This is a genomic window from Streptomyces sp. NPDC043867 (genome assembly GCF_056435845.1).
Genome location: NZ_JBWKDS010000006.1, coordinates 140,222 through 155,921, shown reverse-complemented (window position 1 = coordinate 155,921; position 15,700 = coordinate 140,222). Strand labels below are relative to the sequence as shown.

The 15,700-nt window shown below is 66.3% G+C and carries 10 protein-coding genes; 9 read left to right on the top strand and 1 reads right to left on the bottom strand.

Going from position 1 to position 15,700, the window contains the following annotated elements; translation table 11 throughout:
* Nucleotides 1-53: 53 nt before the first annotated feature.
* Nucleotides 54-998: a hypothetical protein gene (locus AC069T_RS08320; protein ID WP_478781963.1), complete on the bottom strand. Its 945-nt coding sequence runs from the start codon at nucleotides 996-998 to the stop codon at nucleotides 54-56.
* Nucleotides 999-1,199: 201 nt separating this feature from the next.
* Between AC069T_RS08320 and AC069T_RS08315 the strand changes: the two genes are divergently transcribed.
* From AC069T_RS08315 to AC069T_RS08275, 9 genes are all read left to right on the top strand, one after another.
* Nucleotides 1,200-1,937, top strand: a complete 738-nt coding sequence (locus AC069T_RS08315) for a hypothetical protein (RefSeq protein ID WP_478781962.1) — start codon at nucleotides 1,200-1,202, stop codon at nucleotides 1,935-1,937.
* Nucleotides 1,931-2,827, top strand: a complete 897-nt coding sequence (locus tag AC069T_RS08310; RefSeq protein WP_478781961.1) for a radical SAM protein — start codon at nucleotides 1,931-1,933, stop codon at nucleotides 2,825-2,827. Before AC069T_RS08315 ends, AC069T_RS08310 begins: the two co-directional genes overlap by 7 nt.
* On the top strand, nucleotides 2,824-3,840 hold the full coding sequence (locus tag AC069T_RS08305; RefSeq protein WP_478781960.1) for a nucleotidyl transferase family protein: 1,017 nt from the start codon (nucleotides 2,824-2,826) through the stop codon (nucleotides 3,838-3,840). The genes AC069T_RS08310 and AC069T_RS08305 overlap by 4 nt, the downstream gene beginning before the upstream one ends.
* A gap of 14 nt (nucleotides 3,841-3,854) precedes the next feature.
* Nucleotides 3,855-4,565, top strand: a complete 711-nt coding sequence (locus tag AC069T_RS08300; protein WP_478781959.1) for a methyltransferase domain-containing protein — start codon at nucleotides 3,855-3,857, stop codon at nucleotides 4,563-4,565.
* Nucleotides 4,562-5,650, top strand: coding sequence for a glycosyltransferase family protein (locus AC069T_RS08295; protein ID WP_478781958.1), 1,089 nt, complete (start codon nucleotides 4,562-4,564; stop codon nucleotides 5,648-5,650). The genes AC069T_RS08300 and AC069T_RS08295 overlap by 4 nt, the downstream gene beginning before the upstream one ends.
* Complete coding sequence (locus tag AC069T_RS08290; protein ID WP_478781957.1) at nucleotides 5,647-6,558, top strand: glycosyltransferase; 912 nt, start codon at nucleotides 5,647-5,649, stop codon at nucleotides 6,556-6,558. Before AC069T_RS08295 ends, AC069T_RS08290 begins: the two co-directional genes overlap by 4 nt.
* Before the next feature lie 98 nt (nucleotides 6,559-6,656).
* On the top strand, nucleotides 6,657-8,060 hold the full coding sequence (gene tyrS, locus AC069T_RS08285; protein ID WP_478781956.1) for a tyrosine--tRNA ligase: 1,404 nt from the start codon (nucleotides 6,657-6,659) through the stop codon (nucleotides 8,058-8,060).
* Between the two features lie 358 nt (nucleotides 8,061-8,418).
* A complete protein-coding gene (gene drmD / locus AC069T_RS08280) occupies nucleotides 8,419-11,619 on the top strand; it encodes a DISARM system SNF2-like helicase DrmD (RefSeq protein WP_478781955.1) in 3,201 nt (1,066 codons plus the stop codon).
* Entirely contained in the window at nucleotides 11,616-15,647 is a 4,032-nt protein-coding gene (locus AC069T_RS08275) for an Eco57I restriction-modification methylase domain-containing protein (RefSeq protein WP_478781954.1), read from the top strand. Before drmD ends, AC069T_RS08275 begins: the two co-directional genes overlap by 4 nt.
* The last annotated feature ends 53 nt before the right edge of the window (nucleotides 15,648-15,700 follow it).

The following is a 15,700-nucleotide window of genomic DNA, read 5'->3' as shown; positions in this document are numbered from 1 at the left end:
AATGAACTGGTGAGGATGCACACGGGATTGAGGAGCTTTGGTTGCGGCGCCGATCACGGTGCGGAGGCTTTGACGGCCCAGGTGCGATGCCGCGCAAACAGCGTTCGGGCGTCACCGCAGTAGCTCCATGGCACGTCAGTGGCGTACGGGCCAATTGCGTCGAAGACCTCTCCGGCTTCGCGGTGCCGGTTGGCGAACGACAGGGCGTGGGCGAGGTAGTTGGCGTCCTCATGGAATGCGGCATGAGGCCGCCTCGGTGCCCGATGCGACCACCAGTTGTCCCACGCCTGCCAGGTCGACGGATTGTCCGTCCACGGGTGGATGGTCAGTCCATAGCGGTGCCCCTCCGCTTCCATCCGCTGCCGGTGCGACTCGGCGAGGGCGACCAGGGGCAGAACGTGCACCGGCAGACCACGAGGGGCCTGAGTGCACTGCTCCTGCACCCAGTGGAACATCTCCCCTCCCGTCCCATGCCAGGAGGGGAACAGGTAGGTGAGGAGTTCGTGGTGCGCCTCCCGATTCCACGGATCGCGCAGCTTCACCTGGTCCCACAGCTGTCGCATCGTGGTGCGCCACTCGCGGTCACGGGGCGGCGAGTGAAAGCGCGTTAACGCGAGCATGACAACGTACGGCGACGGGTCGTCTGGCAACGCGTCTGCGGCAGCATCACATGTCTCCCACGCCTGCTTCATCCCGTCACCGAGCCCCCGTCCTCGACCGCTGGCCATAGAACGCAGGGCCAGAACGTTGGCGAGAAGGGCAAGAGCGTGCGGAGATCGCGGCTCAGCTTGCGCCCACGTGTCGGCAAACGTCAGCCGCGCGCCTACGCGGGCGAGGACCTGGAGCCGGAAGATGCGCCGGTCCCAGTCCTGTCCCGTGGCAGTCAGCAACTCCCGGGCGCCTTCCCAACGGCCCATCGCTGCGTCCTCCACCACCACGCGCAGTTGATTGTCGTCACGGGCCGGGTGTCGATCCAGGACCGCTCTGCGACTACTCATGGCGGCCACGCTCGTGCACGAAGAAGTGAGGCCCCACGTGCTGAGCGTCTTCTCGTATGACTCGGAGGCGCTCGCCGTCCGTCATCGCCGGCATCGGGCGTGCGGGCGGCGGCGGTGCGGCAGAGGTCACCGTATCCACGGCCAGGCTCAGGGATGCAGCTGGTCTCGGCGTCATCAAGGATCCTCGGATCACATCCGGTAGTGGAGAGACCGTCAGGGCCCAGGGGTAAGGGAGGGGAGCCGAAACCTTGCCTGCGCCTCGGCTTCGGGTTCTTCTCCATCGAGAACCGCGTACCCGAGTTCGACCGGCGCTACGGAGGCAGGTTCCAGGCCGTACACGCCCTCAGCCTGGCGTTCCCCGCCCTCCTCAGCCCGGTCACCTGCCCGGCCTACGTGTACGGCCTCTCGCACCCCGCGGTCGGTGCCTCTGCCCGACTGCTGTCCCGGCTCGGCCTGCCGGACGTGACGGTCGTCAACTCCAGCATCGGCCATGCGGTCCAGGTCGACGAGCTGATCCCCGGAAGCACCGTGCGTGCCTGCCGCATCAGCGCCGGCGACGAGGACCTGGCCTTCGACGACGAGGTCCGCAGGAGCGCGGCCTCGATGCCGCAGGATCTAATGTCCGTCGCCCAGTACGAGGACCCCCGGGAGAACGTCGCCGCCGCGATTCGCGTGCTCGCCGGCCGAGACACCAGTGAGGCGCGGAACGCTGTCGCCCTCAACGCGGCCCTGCTCATGGTGATGTCCGAGGCGGTTCCCACCATCCACTCCGGCATTGACAAGGCCCTCACCATCATCGACGCGGGCGCGGGACTGGACGCCCTCCAGCAGTTCGTACGGCTCACGGGTGGTACCCCGCACCAGCTCCGCTCACTCCTGCAGCGCATCTCCCCGGCCGTTCTGGTGAGCCCGGGAATCAAGGAGGCGGCACCATGCTGACGCACGACGAACTCGCGATCGTCCACCTGGTCCTCAACACCGACTGCAACGCTTGGGAGCTGACAACGACCAGCACCTCCCCGGGCGTGTGTCGCTTCTGCTACCGCGAGCGCAACCGGGTCAGGACCGACGCGGACACGGTCTGCCGTGTCATCGACCGGCTCCGTTCGGAGTCCGACGCCCATCGGTGCGTCTTCACCGGCGGCGACCCCGTGATGCCGTACGACAACCACCTGGAGGTTGCCCTCCGGCACGCCACCGAGGTCGGCTTCGAGACGAACCTCCACACCAACGGGCTGCTCCTGAGCGAACGCTATGCCGGCCTCCGTGACTACGTGACCGTGTACTCCCTGGCGGTCGACGGCCCGGACTCCGAGACGGCCGACTGGTTCCGCGGGCAGGGGTACTTCGAACGGTTCCTGTCCAACGTCGAGTTCCTCACCGCCGACCAGCGGCGCCTCGCGTTCAACACGTTCACCACGGCCGGCTCCGTGAAGGAGCTGCCGCGCCTCGCGCGGCTCATCGCCGGAGTGACCCAGCGAACGGATGTCGAGTACTGGCTGATCTCCCAGTACCGCCCCATCGGCCGCGCGAACACGCGCAAGGCCGAGATCTACGGCTTCGAGCGGGACGACTTCGTACGTGCCGTGGACGACGTTCGCGGCGACGTCAACGGAGTGACGATCTACGCCCAGCCGACGCGTGCCCCCGAGGACCCGTACCCGTTCCGCGTGTGGGTCCTCGCCGACGGAACGGTTACGGCGGACCTCGGCAGTGTGGCGGCACCTCGCAACACCGTGCTCGGCGACCTCCTGGTCGAGGGCTTCGAGCCGCTGGTCCGCCGGGCCTTCGCCCTCCGCGAGCAGACCCAGTTGGAAGGAATCGCATGAAGTTCGACACCGCGTACTACGAGAACGTCATCGACCAGCACCGCTACGAGCGCCTGGGACTCGGTGCCATCGACTTTGGCCTGGTGGGGATGAGCCCCGACGACCTGCGCACGAAGTGGGTGTGCCACACCGGAGCGCGCCAGTTCGCGGAGGCGGTCGCGGCCGAGCAGCCCGCGATCGTCACCACCGGGGTCGGGCTCGGCGGGCCGCCCCACGCCGGCACCCTCTTCCAGCTGCTGCGCGCGATCAAGCTGCAGCAGTGCGGGCTCGACGTGCAGATCGTGCTGGGTGATCTCGACTCCTACAACGCGCGCCGTACGCCCCTGGACTCGGTGCGGAAACTCGCCGACCAGTACGAGGAGTTCATCCTGGGCCTCGGGTTCGACGCCGAGCGCGGCGTGCTGCGCAGGCAGGAGGGCCAGACCGACGTCATGGCCACCGCGTTCTTGCTGTCGCGCCACCTGGACGACGACGACTTCCATTGGGCCGAGGAGGACCTCGCCGGGCTCTACCGCAACCACGGGGTCTTCGACCACCTCAACTACGGCATGAAGCAGGCCACCCTGCTCATGGCCGCAGACTTCGTCCATCTCCTCCGCGAAGGGCGCCACGTCCTGGTCTCCCTCGGAGTCGACGAGCACAAGTACGTCGCCCTCGCCCGGCGCGGAGCGGAACGCTGGGGCCTGCCCGCGGAACGGCTGGCCGGCATCTACACCAAGATGATCCCCGGCCTCGGCGGCCTGCCGAAGATGAGCAAGAGCATCCCCGGCTCCGGGATCGACGCCTCCATGTACGCCGAGGACATCCGTGCCCTCCTCAAGGCGGACACCGACAGCGCGCCCACCGACGACGGCTCGGCGCTGCTCCAGATGTACGCGTGTCTGCCCGAGGTCGACGGGCGGGAATACGACCGGGCCTCGGCCGCGCGCAGCTCCGGAAGCCCCGAATGGCAAGTCGTACGTGAGCAGTTGGTCGAGCGGCTGATCTCGCTGTTCTCCCACTGGCCGAAGTAAGCAAGGAGTCTCCCGTGCACACAGACACCACGACCTCCCAACAGCCCATCGGCGACGCCACGTCCTACTTCATCAGGAGCGGCTACCGCAGCCGGGACCGGGTGGAGTACTTCCTCGATGAGACCGACGACACCGTGACCTGGCAGCCCGACGTCTACCCCTATGCCGCCGCGCGGGCCAAGGAGCTCGGCCGCGACGTCGTGATCGACATCGGCTGCGGACGAGCGGGCAAGTTGGCGTCGCTGGCCTACGAATACCCGGCCTGGTCCTTCATCGGGGTGGACTTCGGGGACAACCTCGTGTGGTGCCGCGACAACCACCCCTTCGGCGAGTGGATCGAGGTCGATCTGGAGTCGGCCGAGCGGCTGCCCATCGACCCCTCCCTCGTGCGCCGGTCCATCATCGTGTGCTCCGACGTGATCGAGCACCTGGTGAATCCGATGCCGGCCCTGTCTCTGATCCGTGGCCTCCTCGTGGAGGGCAGGGGCGCCGCCGTGCTGTCCACGCCGGCGCGCGAGTGCCGCAGCGGCTACGACGCTCCCGGTCCGCCCCGCAACCCCAGCCACGTCCGGGAGTGGGCGAGCGACGAGTTTCAGGCGCTGCTGAAGGCGTCAGGGTTCGAGATCCACTACGCCGGGCTCACACGAAGCGACGACGCCTCCAACGGCCTGTCCACCCAGCTGCTCTTCGTCGGCGCTGGAGGGACGGAGGGGGAACAGCGGTGACAGCGATTCCCCGTTCCGAGGGCATGCGTGTCGTCCACCTCCCGGCTCGTACCCCGTACGCGTGGAAGCTGCAGAGCCGTGACTTCCGCATCCTGAACGGAACCGAGATTCCCAGCGGCGACACGGTGCCGGCGGCGGTCGACGCCGCCTGGCTCCTCGAACACGGCCCTCTCACATGGCTCGACGTCCTGCATCTGCACCACATCGACTTCGAGGACCTCGTCACCTTGGAGCGTCTGCTCGACGCGTGCTTGGGCGCCGGAGTCAGCGTGGTCTTCACCGCCCACGACACCCGGCCCATGGTCGGCAACGCCGAGGATTTCACCGCGCGGCTGCAGATGCTCCACTCGGCCGAGGTCAGATGGGTCTGTCTCACTGAGGGCTCGGTCACCCAGCTGACGGAGATTCTCGGCGAGCGCCCCGATGCAGCGGTCATCCCTCACGGGTACGTGGCCGCCCCGGAGACGCTGGTCGGCCTGGAGCGCGAGTCCAGCTGCTCGTCCCGATATCTCATGTTCGGGGCATCACGGGCCAGCCGAGACCAGTTGTCCACCATGGCCAACTGGAGCCTCGGGATCACGGACCCCCACAGCACCCTCCACCTCCTTCTGCGCGCGTTCAGCCCTACCGACTTTGTCGACGGGGGCCGTGCCCCCTTGCTTCTGGAGACGGCCCGACGCGATCCCCGTATCCGCCTGACCATGCGCCCGTATCCCACGGACGAGGAAGTGGTCCGAGCCGGTCTGGCTTCGGACGCGCTGCTGCTCCCTTACCTCTGGGGCAGTCACTCCGGCCAGCTGGAGCTGGCCTTCGACCTGGGCCTGCTTCCAGTCTGCTCCCGCACGGGGCACCTGCCCGAACAGTATGAACAGCACAAGGGACTCGTTGAGGAACCCGAGTGGTTCGACTGGTCACAGGGGCATCCCAACCTCTTCGGAGAGAAATTCCTGGCCGCGCTGGAGAAAGCGGCAGCACGGCTCGCCTCCAGGCCCCGCCGCCTGGACCGCGAGTTCCTCGATTACAGGTCTCAGGAACACCAGGCGATCCTGGAGCAATACGCCCGTGTGTACGGAGGTGGCCAGTGAGCGGCCCCCCTCGTATTTCGTGCGTGATCCTGTGCCACAACTACGGCCGATATCTCAACCGGGCCATAACCAGCTGCCTGGAACAGGAACCCGGGAGCTTCTCCCTTCACGAAGTGATCGTCATCGACGATGGTTCCAGCGACGAAACCGAAGAGGTATGCCTGCGACACAAGGACAACGTCAAGGTCATTCGAAGAAACCGGCAGGGTTTCGGGCAAACCCTGACCGACGCCTTTCTCATCAGCACCGGCGACTGGGTGGCTCCGCTCGACGCCGACGACTGGTTCCACCCGTCGAAGCTGCGTACATGCGCCGAGGTCATGACGGGTGAGCCGCTGTTCATCGAGCACTGGGAAAACGTGGTCGACTCCAATGGGAACCCGATGCTGAGCGAGCCGCACCCGGGTGGAAATACGAGCACACTGATGGTCCACCGCGAGGCCGCTCAAAGCCTCCTTCCAGCGAGCAACGAAATCTTCTTCCATGCGTTGCGTGAGGCCGGCCGGGGGATTGCCCTGCGAGACCCGCTGACCTTCTACCGGGTCCACCCCCGCAGCATGACCGATCGCAGTACGCCGGGCATCTCCCAGGACTATCGGGCTGATGTGTGCACCGCGATCTCGAATCACCTCCGCGCGATGCGTGAGAACCCTCCTGAGTGGGCGACCTCTCGCCAGCTCCAGAAGATCTCCTGGCATTTCCGTACACTCGCTTTCGGTCACAGAGTGGAATCCGCCATGCAGCGGGAGAGGCGTCTGTCCGCGATGCTCCTGATTCCAGGAATGCTCATGGGTACGCTCCGTGCCCGTGACCCGATAGCGCCGTGGTTCCGGTCCCTCTCCAGCACGATCGCGGGACAGCCACTGGTGCGGCTGACGGCGGGCCAGGGTCAACAGGCTCACTCGTGATCAATCCGCCGATGCACCGAGGGTGGCGATGATAAAATCGCCGCTTCCAACCCCATACTGGTCAGGCCAGTTGTCCGACGCAGGAGCGTATAGGCGCCATGAGCCGTTTGAGTGAGTCCGTCACCCGTGTCATGCACATCCTCGATGGAGCGGACCTGGGCGCGGACTATACGGTCGCGCAGCTGCTCGGCGAGACAACAGCCAGGCGCACTCTTGACCTCTCCGACCTCTCCCCCCAGGAGCAGGCCGCTCTGGTCGAGGGGCGCGCGAATCACCTGATCCCTTCGGCCGCGGTGCTCGCCGAGAAGATCGAGGCCGCGCAGGCCGCGGGACGTCCGTTCGTCGTCAAGTACGGCATCGATCCGACCTCGCCCGATGTCCACTTGGGCCACGCGGTGCCGATTATCATCGCCAGCCGGTTCCAGCGGATGGGTCACCACGTCGTATTCATCATCGGCGACGTCACGGCCAAGATCGGTGACCCGTCCGGACGCTCCTCGGAGCGTCCGCCGCTCACCGACGAGGACATCGCCCGTAACCTGAGCGGTTACCAGCAGCAGGTCACGCCGTTCATCGACTTCGAGCGTGCTGACCTACGATTCAACGGAGAGTGGCTGAACAAGGTCACCCTGCCGGAGCTCGTCGGGGTCCTCGCACGGGTCCCGGTGTCCATGTCGCTCCAGCGTGAGGACTTCCGTACCCGGCTCGCTGAGGGCCACGGGCTGTCCGTCGCCGAGTTCGTGTACTCCGTCGTCATGGCGTGGGACTCTGTGGCCATCGACGCCGACGTGGAGCTCGGCGGTGTGGACCAGCTGCTGAACCTCCAGATGTGCCGCAAGGTCATGGAGATCTCGGACCAGACCCCCGAGGTCGTCATCACCACCCCGCTCATCGAGGGCACCGACGGCACGGGCGCCAAGATGAGCAAGAGCAAGGGCAACTACGTGAGCCTGACGGCCTCGCCGGACGAGGTCTACGGCCGACTGATGTCCATCCCCGACCACCTGACCGAGCCGTACCTCCAGCTGCTCACCGAGTGGACGGACGACGAGATCCGCGTGGTCACCAAGCGCCTGGAGGAGGGAACCGCGCACCCGATGGCGATCAAGCGCATCCTCGCCGGCGAGGTGGTGGCCGCCCTTCACGGCCTGGACGCTGCCGCCGCTGCCCGCGCGGAGTTCACGGCACGCTTCTCCAAGCGTTCTTTCGGGGACACTCAGAACCTTCCCGTCGTCTCCCTGAAGGACCATGCCGAGGACTCGCTCGGGGCCCTGATCAGCCGCACGCTGGACTTCGCTCCCAGTATCTCCGCCGTGCGCCGTGTGGCACAGCAGAACGGCCTCCGCCTCATCCGCGAATCAGACGGAGACCAGCAGACCACGCAACTCACGGAGGCTTCTGTTCAGCAGACGCTCGACGCGGTCGTGAGCGAGCTGGGAGCACTCGACGGCGCCGAGCTCTACCTCAAGGTGGGCCGTAAGGTCGCACGTATCGACGTGTGAGTCGGAGCTCCGGCGCCGACCCACCTGGGTGGGTTGGCGCCGTTCTCCAAGCGTCTTCGCTTGACGTTGGCTGTGGGCGATATCGCCGACGGCCCGCCCAGACGGCTCTATGGAGCCCGAATGTGGCTGAGGGCGAGCGTGCCAACGGGGGCCGGCTCGACGCGGACGGGCTAGATCGGTCAGTCCTGGATTGCAGTTGCGGTGCCGATCTGAGGGACTTTGCACGGGGCGCGGCCACGGTCGGGGATACTGGTGCGTCGATGATCTCCCTCATGGTCACAGGTCTCGCTGTGACGTACTCCAGTGAGAGGGGGATCACTCGGCTGGGTGTGACGCATCAATGAAGGGGTCTCGTCAGGTGGCGACCGCTACGGGGTATCCGCAGGGGGCAGCGAGCGGCGCAGGGCGGACGGCGGCGCTGCCGCCGATTCCGGAGCCCGGCCAGGTGGTGAAGGTACGAGGCTCGACCTGGGCGGTGTCCGATGTGCGCCGGCAGGGGTTGCCCCGGAGTCCCGCTGATGAGGGGGTTCCCGGCCTGGCGCATGTGGTCAGCCTGCAGTCGCTGGACGAGGACCGGCTCGGCCAGGAGCTGACCGTGGTCTGGGAGCTCGAGGTGGGACACACGGTGGCTCCGGACCAGGGGCTGCCGGAGAAGGTGCGGACGGAGGCGTTCGACGACCCGAATGCGCTGGCCGCCTTCGTGGACGCGGTGCGCTGGGGCGCGGTGACGTCGGCGGATGCGAATTCGTACCAGGCCCCGTTCCGCAGCGGGGCGAATGTCGAGGCGTACCAGTTGGAGCCGCTGCGTCGGGCGCTGGAGTCCTCCCGGACGAACCTGCTTCTCGCCGACGACGTGGGTCTGGGCAAGACCATCGAGGCCGGCCTCGTCGTGCAGGAGCTGCTGCTGCGCCACCGGGCGAGGACGGTGGTCATCGTGTGCCCGCCGAGCCTGTCGCTGAAGTGGCAGGACGAGATGCGGGAGAAGTTCGGCCTGGACTTCGTGATCGTCAACAGTGAGCTGATGGCGAAGGTGAAGCGGAGCCACGGGCTGAACGCGAACCCGTTCCGTCTGTTCCCGCGGGTGATCGTGAGCATGGCGTGGCTGCCGTCGCTTCGGGCGCAGCGCCTGCTGCGTGACGTCCTTATCAGTGTGCGAAGCACTTCCACCGCTCGTCGGTTCGCCTTCGACGTGCTGGTGGTCGACGAGGCGCACCACGTGGCGCCGGCCAGCCCGACCACGGCGCCGGGACAGCGGGGGTACGCGGTGGATAGCCAGCGCACCACCGCGACGATGAGGCTTGCGGAGGCGTGTGAGCACCGGCTGTTCCTGAGCGCCACGCCGCACAACGGCTACTCGGAGTCGTTCACGGCCCTACTGGAAATGATCGACAGCCGCCGCTTCACCCGGGGCGCCAGCATCGACGAGAAGGCGCTGGATGAAGTGCGGGTACGGCGGCTGAAGAGCGAGCTGCCGGACAAGGGCTTCAAACCGCGCAAGCTGTTGACCATCCCCTTCACACCGTCCGCTGACGAACAGGAACAGTTCGAGCGGCTGGTGGGACTGCTGGGTGAGAACGCCCGCGCGAAGAGCAAGGGCGGCGACATCGTCTCGATGCTGCTGAAGAAGCGTTTCCTGTCCAGCCCATGGTCCTTCGCCCGGACCTTGGAACTCTACGAGGGAGCCGAGGCCGGCGACCGTCAGCCGGAGATGGGGGACGATGACGAGTATTACGCCGAGGTCATGGGCAGCGGGCAGTCCGACGAGGAAGAAGGCGAGGCGGAACATCCCGAGTTCACAGCCCTGCGGCATTCCAAGCGCTCGGCTCCGCTGATCACCGCCTCGAGCAGTGAGATTGCCTCGCTGGTCCAGTGGGGCCTGAGCTATGAACACAAGCCGGATTCCCGGCTGGAGGCGTTGCTCTCCTTCCTCGACGCCCACTGTCGTCCCGATGGCCAGCACTGGACGAACGAGCGGATCGTGGTGTTCACCGAGTACGCGGCCACCCTCGACTGGATCGCTGGCGTCCTGCGACAGCGTGGCTACGGCGAGGTACTGGAGACGATCCAGGGCTCGACCCCCGTGGAGCAGCGCGAGAAGATCCGCGCCCGGTTCACGGAAAGCCCCGCCAAGCATCCGGTACGAGTACTGCTCGCCACGGACTCCGCCGGCGAGGGCATCGACCTGCAGTCGCACTGCCATCGTCTGGTGAACTTCGACATCCCCTTCAACCCGTCCCGCCTCGAGCAGCGCATCGGCCGCATCGACCGGTACGGGCAGACGAAGAACCCCGAGATCTACCACTTCAAGCCCGAAGCCACATCCTCGACGTACGCGGCGGACATGGCCTTCATGGGGATCATCGCCAGGAAGGTCGGCACCGCAACCCAGGATCTGGGGAAGATCAACCCCCTTATCGACGCTGAGGTACAAGAGCACTTCAGCCCCACCGGGGCGGCGCGTAAGCCACGGCCCACGGCAACGGACGACAGCAGCGCGATCATGAACGGAGCACTGGCCGGCAGCGTCGAGCTGAATCGCCAGCTCACCAAGCTGGCCGCAAGCTACGACGAGCGCAAAGCCGCGATGCACCTGACGCCCGCCAATGCCCGCCGGGTCGTGGACACCGCGCTCACTCTGGACGCCCAGCCACCTCTCGTGGAGATCGGCGACGACCGGACCGACGCGCCGGTCCTCGAGATCCCGAACCTGGGCCGCTCCTGGCAGATGGCCCTGCGCGGCCTGGACACTCGCCTGGAGCCCGGTGTCCTGCGGCCGATCACCTTCGACGACAAGGCCGCGCGAGGACGTACGGACCTTGTGCACATTCACCTCGGCCACGCCCTGATGCAGCGCGCTACCCGCACTCTGCGCAGCGCCCTGTTCAGCGTGGATGCCCGCATTAACCGGGTGACCGCCGTCGTTGCCCCCGGACTTGCGGAGTCGTGCGTCGCCGCCGTCTCGCGGCTCGTGCTGGTAGGGCGCGGCGGCCTACGGTTGCATGAAGAGGTCTTCCTCACTGGTATCCGACTGCGCGGCCGGGCACTCGCCGAGGCCAAGGTTGAGCAGGTGCTGGACGAGACCCTGGACCGCGCGGACCTGGTACTCGCTGATGAGCAGGTGCGCGCCCACCTCGCCGGCCTGTGGAATGACGACGGAGCCAGGCTGCGCGCCCGGCTGCTCAACGCGATGGAGCGCAAGAGCGAAAGCCTCCAGGAGAAGGCCACCCACAGCCTCAAGCAGCGCGAGGAAACCGACATCGCCCGAGCCCACGAGATCTTCGGCGCCTTCCGGATCAACTTGCATGAGTCACGTGACCGTCTCGAACAGGCAATCCGCGCCGAGGAGGAAAACTTCCTGTTCACCGACGACCAGCAAAAGCAACGCCGCCGGGACCTGCACCACATGAACGAGCGCCTGGAGAGCCTGGACGACGAGGAGGCCCGCGAGATCGCCTCGATCTGCGAGCGCTACAGCGACATCAGGCCGTACGTCTCGGCCGCTGCTGTCGTCTTCGCCCTCACCCCGGAAGACGCGAAGAACGGAAGGGTGGAGGCATGAGCCGTCGCGCTTACGCTCCGACAGCTGCCAGCCTGCACCGCGCCTGGCTCGAACTGGTCGACGCTGACGGCCCGTTCCTCGCCGTCCCTGCCCTCGAACGTGTCTGGCCTCAAGGCATCCCCCAGCCCGACACCCGCGCCCTCGACGCGATCAAGGACGCCAAGCCCGCCTTCGAGAAGGCATGGGAGCACTGGGACACCCACCGCGACGACGAAGCCGCTCTCGACCTCTACCGCGAGGCCCGGGATGCCTGGGTAGACCTCGTCCTGCGCCAGGGCCTGCGCTGGGGCACCGCTTACACCGTCCCCGCCCCGGCCACCGCCGAGGTGCGCTCACCCGACTACACCGTCACCGTCCGCGCCGATGGTGCCCTGACCCACGGGGACACCGCCGGGGCACTCGTCCTGGTCACCGACCCGGTTGACTCCCTGCGCGACCCGCTCACCGACGGCTGGTCCGCCAGCCCCATCGACCGCATGGAAGAGCTGCTGCGCGCCGCCGGCGTCCCCATCGGCGTCGTCACTGACGGCCGTTGGTGGGCGATCGTCAGTGCCCGCCCGCAGACCATGGTCGCGTCCGGCATCGTGGACGCCCAGGACTGGATCGCCGAGCCCGCCACCCGCAACGCCTTCATCGAACTCCTCCAACGGCGCCGCCTGATCGGCGGCAAACCGGCCGACCGGCTCACGGAACTGTTCGGCGAGTCCGTCACCGCCGCCGAGAAGATCACCGAAGCGCTCGGCACCCAGGTCCGCCGCGCCGTCGAACTCATCGTCCAGGCCCTGTCCGAAGGCGGCCTGGACGCGGTACGCCGCGGCGAAGAAGATCCCCTCCCCGCCCGACGCGGGGAGGTCTACGAGGCCGCCGTCACCGTCATGATGCGCGTCGTCTTCCTTCTCTTCGCCGAGGAACGCGGCCTGCTCCCCGAGAACCAGCTGTTCGCCATGGGCTACGGCATCAGCGACGAACTCGACCAGCTCGACGCACGCCAGAACGAAGAAGGCGACCAGTCCCTCGACGCCACCCACCTCACCTGGCACCGCCTCCTCGCCACATCCCAGGCCCTCTACCAGGGCGCCACCTTCGAAGACATGCGTCTGCCCGAGTACGGCGGATCCCTCTTCGACCCGGCCCGCTTCCCCTTTCTCACCAGCTGCAACTCCCAGGGTGCGCTCGCCATCACGGTCAGCGACCGCGTCATGCTCGAAGTCCTGCGTGCCGTCCAGATCGCCCAGCTGACCGGGGGCGCCCGCCGAATCTCCTTCCGCGACATCGACGTCGAACAGATCGGCTACATCTACGAGGGCCTGCTTGGCTACTCCTGCGAGAACGCGGAAGAAGTCACCGTCGGCCTCACAGGCAGCCCCGGCTCCGAGCCGGAGATCCCTCTCGCCACACTCGAAGAGCTCGCCGCCGCCAAGCGCACCGAGACCGCGTTGGCCGACGCGATCCTGGCCTGGGTCAAGCAGCACCAGCCCGCGGCCGAGCCACCCACCAAAGCCGCCCTCACCAAGGCGCTCAAGGCCGGTGACACCCTCGACGACACGGAGATCGCCCTGCGCGACCTCACCGACGACGCGGACCTGCGAGACCGGCTGCGCCCTTTCATCGGCATAATCCGCCGCGACCTGCGCAACCGGCCCCTCGTCGTCGAACCCGGCGGCGTCCTCTTGGTCGAAACGCCCTCGCGAGCCTCCGCCGGCGCGCACTACACCCCGCGCGACCTCGCGGAAGAGGTCGTACGCCACGCCCTTGAACCACTCGTCTATTCGCCCGGCCCTCATCAGACGGCTGACCAGGACGCCTGGAAGCTGGTCTCTCCCGAAGAGATCCTCGACCTCAAGATCGCTGACATCGCGTGTGGATCCGGCGCCTTCCTCGTTGCCGCGGCCCGCTACCTCGCCGACCGGCTCGTCGAGGCATGGCAACGCGAAGGTGTGGCGTACGGGCGCACCCCGCACGACCTCCACGTCCACGCCATAAGGACGGTGGTGGCCACCTGCCTGTACGGCGCGGACATCAACGGCATGGCCGTCGAGATGTGCAAACTGTCCTTGTGGTTGGTCTCCCTCGACCCCAAGCTGCCGTTCTCCTTCGTGGACGACAAAGTCCTCCACGGCAACACGCTCCTGGGCCTCACCAACGCACGCCAGTTGCGCGAGCTCCACATCAACCCCGAAGCGGCCGGCACTCAGACCAGCATCCTCGCCCTCGACATCGACGGCACCCTGAGCAAGGCCGTCCGCCTACGTCGCCAGCTCGCCACCGAGGTCGACGAGAACGACCCGCAACGCTCCGCCGCGAGCAAGCGACGCCAGTGGCGTACCTACCAAGAACTCGTCGCCCAACTTTCGGATGTCGCCGACGGGGTGATCGCCGCCGGACTGCGACTGGGCGGGAAACCAGGCAAAAAGCTGCGCGAGGCATATGAGAACCTGCGCCTCGCTGTGGACCTCGCCCACCCCGGGGAGGGCGAGACATCGAACCGGGTAATGCTCGACGGCATCCTGAAAACAGGGCTCACTCCGACGGTCACGACAGACTACGAGCAGTGGAAGCCGCTGCATTGGATCCTGGCCGTGCCAGATGTCATGGAACGCGGCGGGTTCGACGCGATTATTGGTAACCCGCCCTTCCTCGGCGGCTCCAGGATCACTGGAGTTATGGGAACTAATGTTCGCGATTGGTTCGTCAATGTGCTTGCTTCCGGGCGCAAGGGAAGCGCGGACCTCGTGGCGTATTTCTTTCTTCGTGCCTACGAATTGCTCTCAAGGCAGGGTGGATTGGGTCTGATTGCAACGAATACGGTTGCTCAGGGGCCCACTCGAAGCGTGGGGCTTGATCAGGTGGCGGATCAGGATTTCACGATCACCCGCGCGATTCAGAGCCGGCCTTGGCCAGCTGCGAGCGCCAACCTGGAGTATGCGGCCGTTTGGGGTAGCCGTGGTGATGTGGACAGTGCAGTACCGAGATTTTCGGACGATATCGAGGTGGCGCGCATTTCCACGTTGCTGGAGCCGGTCGGGCGCGTAGAAGGCGAGCCGATGCCACTGGCGGAGAACATGGGTATCGCATTCAAGGGATGCTTCGTCTTGGGCATGGGTTTTGTGTTGAATCCTGACGAGGCTATGGCCTGGATTGAGGAGGATCCGCGGAATAGGGATGTGCTATTCCCGTATCCCCACGGCAAGAACGACATCAATGGCAGCCCGACCCTGGAGGCTAGTCGCTGGGTTATTGACTTCAATGATCGACCGGAAATCGCCGCGAAGGAATATGGGTTGCCGTATCGGCGGGTTCTGGAGACGGTGAAGGCGGAGCGTGCAAAGAACAACAGGAAGGTGTATAGGGACTATTGGTGGCAGTTCGGCGAAAAGCGCCCTGCTTTGAGGGAGGCGATTGCCGAACTCGATGAGGTGATCGTGCTGTCGCAAACCAGTGCGACGCAAATTCCATTGCGCGTGCCTGCCAAGCAGGTTTTCGATCAGAAGTTGGTTGTATTCGCCTCAAACCAGTCTGGGCTGCTGGGAGTTCTCAGCTCCTCTGTGCATAGAATCTGGGCGACTTGTTGGGGGTCAACACGCACTGGAGACCCCGTCTACACGCCGTCGAGTGTCTTTCTGACTTTCCCGCGCCCGCTCGGGAATGCTGAGTTGCTCGCCGAAGCTGGCAGGACTCTTGATACGGAGCGACGCGAGATCATGCGCCGCCGCGGCCTCGGGCTGACAAAGCTCTACAACATGGTCAATAACCGAGATCTGGCTGCTTCCGCCGACGCAGACGTGGCCCGCTTGCGGGAGATCCACCGGGATCTCGATCAAACTGTCATGGCTGCCTGCGGCTGGGAGGATGTCCTCCTTGACCACGGCTTCCATACCTACCGCCAGATGGAACGTTGGACGGTGAGTCCTGCGGCTCGCGTGGAGATTTTGGACCGCTTGTTGGAGGAGAATCATCGTCGCGCCGCCGTGCAGGGTGATGTGACACTGACGGTCGACGATGAGGACGAGGAAGAGGGCGACGAGTGACTACCGGATCTGCCGCACAGCCGCAGCGGCCCTCTGCTCGGCAGGATCAGGCG

Excerpts from the sequence above, each read along its gene's own strand:
- AC069T_RS08275 (WP_478781954.1), top strand. The coding sequence starts at position 11,616 with ATGAGCCGTCGCGCTTACGCTCCGACAGCTGCCAGCCTGCACCGCGCC.
- tyrS (WP_478781956.1), top strand. The coding sequence starts at position 6,657 with ATGAGCCGTTTGAGTGAGTCCGTCACCCGTGTCATGCACATCCTCGAT.
- AC069T_RS08320 (WP_478781963.1), bottom strand. The coding sequence starts at position 998 with ATGAGTAGTCGCAGAGCGGTCCTGGATCGACACCCGGCCCGTGACGAC.
- AC069T_RS08310 (WP_478781961.1), top strand. The coding sequence starts at position 1,931 with ATGCTGACGCACGACGAACTCGCGATCGTCCACCTGGTCCTCAACACC.
- AC069T_RS08305 (WP_478781960.1), top strand. The coding sequence starts at position 2,824 with ATGAAGTTCGACACCGCGTACTACGAGAACGTCATCGACCAGCACCGC.